Annotated in this window: 2 protein-coding genes and 1 tRNA gene; all 3 read right to left on the bottom strand. The window is 72.0% G+C overall.

The annotated features are described in order from the left end of the window. Positions 1 to 898 precede the first annotated feature (898 nt). The 3 genes from ACFWAR_RS39100 to ACFWAR_RS39090 all read right to left on the bottom strand — a co-directional run bounded on the left by ACFWAR_RS39100 (position 899) and on the right by ACFWAR_RS39090 (position 4,419). Positions 899 to 1,057, bottom strand: coding sequence for a hypothetical protein (locus ACFWAR_RS39100; protein ID WP_385788420.1), 159 nt, complete (start codon positions 1,055 to 1,057; stop codon positions 899 to 901). Between the two features lie 722 nt (positions 1,058 to 1,779). Then, positions 1,780 to 1,850, bottom strand: a tRNA-Cys gene (locus ACFWAR_RS39095). 46 nt (positions 1,851 to 1,896) lie between these two features. Further along, on the bottom strand, positions 1,897 to 4,419 hold the full coding sequence (locus ACFWAR_RS39090; protein WP_385788422.1) for a Helicase associated domain protein: 2,523 nt from the start codon (positions 4,417 to 4,419) through the stop codon (positions 1,897 to 1,899). Positions 4,420 to 4,997: the final 578 nt, after the last annotated feature.

Raw genomic sequence — 4,997 nt, 5'->3', positions numbered from 1 at the left:
CCCCACCTCAACCCCGCACCCGCCCACCCCGCACCCCCGCGCCCCCCCCCGGGCCCCCGCGGGCTTCCCCGTTGCCCCGTTGCCCCGTTGATGCGTGTGAATGGGTGGGCAGGTGGCATTGGTTGGGCGTCAGCTGGGTTGGCGCGGTTGTCCCTGAAGAGGTCGCGCCGCCGCACCAGCGACCGGCGGCGCGACTCGGGGGTAAGCCGGTCGGTCTTCGCCTCGGGCAGCAGCAGATCGGCGCGCGGCAGGTGCAGGACGACGGCCCGGGACGGACCCGGGTCACGGTCACTGGTGCCCCGGCCGACGTAGCGCCGCGACGAGGTCAGGAGGTTGAAGTCACCTGCGCGGAGGCGGGCGTCCTGCCGGGACCGCGAGACGTTCATCCCGCCGCTGAGCAGGAGCGTCATCTCGTACGCCTCCGGGGCGAGCTGTCCCGTCTTCCACATGTCGGACCGCCCCGTGGCCTGTTGTGGGCGTGCGGGGTCGGGCCGAGCGGAACGGGCCGGTGGGGTGGATACGGGCTCGCCAGCGGGAGGAGCCGAGCCGGACGGAAGACGGCCGACTCCGCTCGCGTCGCGGGGTGCGGGTCACGGGATCGGGCGCGTTCCCGTTGACTCCTCGCCGGTGGCGGTGTGGCGAGAGGGACCGCCCGGCGGGTGCCGGACGACCCACCCGTGCCGGCTCCGGGCCGGCCGCGCGGTTCCAGACGGGCGAAGGCGCTCCCTGATTCCGGGCGAGGACGTCCGCACGGATGCTGCGCGGCCTCCGGGCGCGGGCCTCGGACCGTCGCGCTGCCCGCCCGGCCGCCATCGCCCGTTCCCCGCGGTTCGTGCGGCCGGACCCGGCCCGCCCGCCCCGCGGCCGGCTCCACTCGGAGCCGCCGTAGGCCACTCGCTCATCGGGCCGTCCCTTCACTTCGCGCTGCGGAGCCCGGCTCCTCCAACAGCGTGGCCAGTCCGTCCAAGAGGCGTTCGAGGCCGAAGGAGAAGCGGGCCTCCGTGGCCGCGATCGTCGGCTTCGTCAAGGACGTCCTGGCCGAGACGGAGGCGGGCATGCTGGTCGGCTCCCGCCCCTGGCCCCTGCTCGCCGCCCGCATGGACTGGATCCGCGACCAAGGTGGCTCCGACCTCCTGGCCGCGCACCTGGCCCGCCTGGGGGGAGAACACGGCCTGGAGGGAAGGCCCGTCCTCCGCCGTGGCGGGCCGCCTCGTGGAAGCGACGCTGCAGGCCCTGACGACGCCGCCCTCCACCCCGGCCGCGCCCGCATCCCGCAAGAGGGACTCCCGGCGGCGGCCCGCTCCCGCTCCACCACCACCCCGGCCGCCGCGACCCCCGGACAACCGGCCCGCCCGAAGCAGCGGTCCCCGCGCACCGGCAGCAGGCCGCATCGGCCAAGGGCGCGGGGCGCACGCGGTGACGCCGAAGGTTCCGGCACCGCCCGGACGGCGGGGCGTTCGCCGATCGGGTGCGGGCGGTGTGGTGGGCGTTGTCGGGCCGGGACCGGATCGGTATCGAGGGCCTGCTGCTGACCAGCTTGCTGCTCGCGGCTGCCTGGCGGGCGGGCCACCTCGGTCTTGTGCAGGCGGACTTCGTCCTGTCGATGCTGGGCTGCACGGTCGGTGTGGCGACCTTGTGGCGGGGTCGCGGCGATGACAGATCCCGATGCTGGTTGGCCAAGCACACCCCCCCGTGCGGGGGCGGTCCGGCTTGTAGTCTGCGCCCGCTGCCTGGTGTTTTGGGGCTGGGCCTGTGGGAGGTCGGCTGGGTGGTGAAGGTCGGGGCCGACCGGATTCGAACCGGCGTCCTCGGCTGTGCAGGCCACGCGTCGACCTCTGCGCTACGGCCCCGACCGGCCACGACTCTATGGCCTCAAGGCCCGCACCAGTACTGGGTTTACCGGGCCCAGTCGACGCCGAGTTCGGCGAGCTGAGCGAGCTGCTTGGGGGCGAGCCGGGCGCGGCGCTGCTTCTGGTTGACGATCCACACGCCCGTGCGATGAGGCCCGCACGGCAGCTCCTCGATGTGCCCGCGCCCCGGAAGCCCGCCGCCTTCCCGTTCCCGGTACTGCGCAAGAGCCTGAATGCCCGTCTGGAAGGCCGCCGCACCCCGCCCGGACGGTGACGCCGCGGGTGTCTTCGCGTTGCTCTTGCGGGCCCGTACGGGCCGTGCCGGGGTGACGCCGAGTTCGGTGAGCCGGGTCTGCTGCTCGGTGTTGAGCTTGTCCCAGCGGTGTCGTTGCGAGTTGAGCCATCGGCCGATGTCTTCGCCGTGCCGGGTGACCCCGGGGGTGATGTCCCGCAGCCGGGCCCCGCGGCGGATCGTCTGGGCGAGGTAGGCGAAGTGCCGCTGCCAGTCGACGCTCCACCCGAGCGGGCCCGGGTTCCAGTCCTCGTCGATCGCGGCGAGCGCCTTCGCCCGCCGACGGGCCCGGTCGGGGTCTTTGCCGAGTCCTTCGGGCCGCCGGACGTTGGTGAGCCACTGCCCGACGGGCTTGTCCAGGGCGGTGGCGTGCCGCGGGGCCGCGAGGGTCCCGTGGAGCGCGTAGTAGGCGCGGGCGGCGGCGAGGTTGGTCTCGAAGGCGGCGTCGGCGGTGTCCCAGACGATCCCCAGCTCCTCCAGGGCGGCGGCGCGTTCCCCGTTCATCGTCCCGGCGCGGTAGGCGCGGCGCTGGTCGGAAAGCCACCTGCCCAACGGGTACAGGCCCTCGGTGTGGTCGTAGGGCACCTCCAGGTCACCGGCCCGCTCGAAGTACCTCCACGCGGCCTCGACCCCGCGCCGCCAGTCGGCGCGCTCGGTGTCGAAGACCTGGTAGCTGATCCACTTCGCGATCAGGACCGGGTCCCGCGGGGCCGCGAACCGCAGCAGCAGCCGCGCCTCGTCCTCGTCCTCGTCGCTGGCGGGTGCGGTACCGATCCATGGCGACGGCTGCACCTCCCGCTTCTGGGGCTCCTGCGGAATGGCCAGCATCTCCACGGCACGTTCATCATGCGCCCGAAGCCCATTCAATGCCCGAATCAGGGGCCCATACGAATTAGACGAAAGAATGTCTTCCGGATTCTCGTCCTCCCGCAGGAAAACGGGAACGATCAGCGTCGCAATTTTCCCCTCACCGGGCTTCTGCCTGAGCGCCCGACCAATGGCCTGGACGATATCGACCGCCGACCCCTTCGGGTCGATCAGGGCAACTGAATCGACCGCCCTAATATCGACACCCTCACCCAGTACCCGGCAATTCGCGAGAACGGCGCGTCCGGCGCGGCGGCCGAAGTCGGCGAGCACGGAGGCCCGGTGATCGCTCTCGTGCTCCCCGCGCAGCCACCCCGTCCACACGCTTTTGGGGTGCCGGACGGGGTCGGTGGCGTGGAGGCGGGCCGCGACCCGGGGGAGCCCTTCGGCGAAGGCCTGCGCCTCGACGGTGCGGTGGTGGAAGCTGATGGTCGTCTTCAAGTCGTGGTCGGCCATGGTCTCCAGGAGCGCGGTCTGCAGCGCGGCCAGCCGCTCGCCCCGCAGCTTTTCCTCGGTCCGGTCCGGGCCGTAGAGCCGCTCCGGGGTCACGACCGGGTCCACGAGCTCCACGACCACGATCTGGAAGCGCGCCAGCAGGCCGCGCGCGATCGCGTCCGCGAGCGTCAACTCGTAGACCACGGGCCCGAAGACCTTCGGGTCGTCCATGGAGCAGGCCATCTTCTTCGGCAGCGGGTCCCACTGCGGCCCCGGCACATACACCCGCCCCTCCGCCTCGGCCTCCCGCCGCCGTTCCTCCTCGAACAGCCGGTGGGCTTCCTCGGCGATCCGCCGCTCCTCCCGGCTCTGCACTCCCCGGTCCGCCCAGATGCGCGGGGTCGCGGTCATGTAGAGCCGGCGCCGCGCGGGGATCACCTCCTGGCGGTGCACATCCCCCCACGCCTTCCCCGCCGACCCCGACGTACGGTGCGCCTCGTCGACGACCACCAGGTCGAAGGGGGCCATGGGCAGCCCGTAGGTTCCCCGGTGGGCTTCGGCGATGACGGGCAGCGATGCGTAGGTGGCGTACACGGTCACCGGGCCCTGCCCGTGCCACAGCCCCAGCTGCGGCGCCGACGTCGTCGTCCGCACCCGCAGCCCGTAGAGCTGGACGTCGTCCTCCAGCGAGCACACCGCGACAGCCGGCCCGCCGTGGCCGGCCGTGCGCCATTCCCGCGCGGTCTGGGTCAGCAGGTCCAGGGTCGGCAGCAGCACCAGGACGCGACCGCCCCGCGCCAGACGCAGAGCAGCAGCCGCCGCGATAAAAGTCTTCCCCGTCCCACACGCGGCCACCACCGTGGCCCGCAGACCTGCCTTCGGAATCCTTTTCCGAGGCGGAATATCGAGCCCCCGCACGATCGCCTCCACCGCCTCTTCCTGGTGAGGCCGAAGCGTAATTCCACCGGCTTCCATCATTCTTCTTTCTCCGTCAGCTCGAATAGACCAGACATCCGGGAGGCACTGCCGGGTTCCTCGTGATGCTGCACAGCATCAGGGTCACGGAGTTTGAGATGCAGGGGGACAGGATTCCATGTCTGACAGTAGAGAGGATCTCGTGATGCTACACACCTACATCAATCAAGTGATGTAGCCTGAGTCTACCGGGCGACGATGGCCGCACGCGGCGGGTCCCCTGCATCCGTCCCACTTTCGGAGGACCCGACCCGCACTCCACCGACGAGAACGGCCACCTCGCGCTACCGCTGCGCCCGCGAAGCGGGCTGGCCCTGGAGGCGAAGCCGGAAGGGCCGGGGTGGAAGCGAAGCGGACACCCCATCAGGCCACAGGCGTACTCAACTCCGTGAAACAGGGTCAGCTCCAGCGCGAAGCGCGGGAGCCCCAGGCCTGCGAAGCAGGCCGCCCGAGGTGGAGCGCAGCGGAAGCTCGGGCAGTCCGAAGCGAAGCGGAGGACCCGGCCCGAAGGGCCAGCCCTGCTCGGCGAAGCCGAGCCCGCCGAGCGCAGCGAGGCGGGTCAGTCCTGTGCGCGCCTG

It is taken from the genome of Streptomyces sp. NPDC059917 (assembly GCF_042730635.1).
Lineage (GTDB): Bacteria > Actinomycetota > Actinomycetes > Streptomycetales > Streptomycetaceae > Streptomyces.
Note: the sequence above shows the minus strand (reverse complement) of the source record. Positions and strands in the feature narration are given on the sequence as shown.

What these genes read in the sequence shown, in the direction of transcription:
- ACFWAR_RS39100 (WP_385788420.1), bottom strand. Translation starts at nt 1,057, where the DNA reads ATGCCCGCCTCCGTCTCGGCCAGGACGTCCTTGACGAAGCCGACGATC.
- ACFWAR_RS39090 (WP_385788422.1), bottom strand. Translation starts at nt 4,419, where the DNA reads ATGGAAGCCGGTGGAATTACGCTTCGGCCTCACCAGGAAGAGGCGGTG.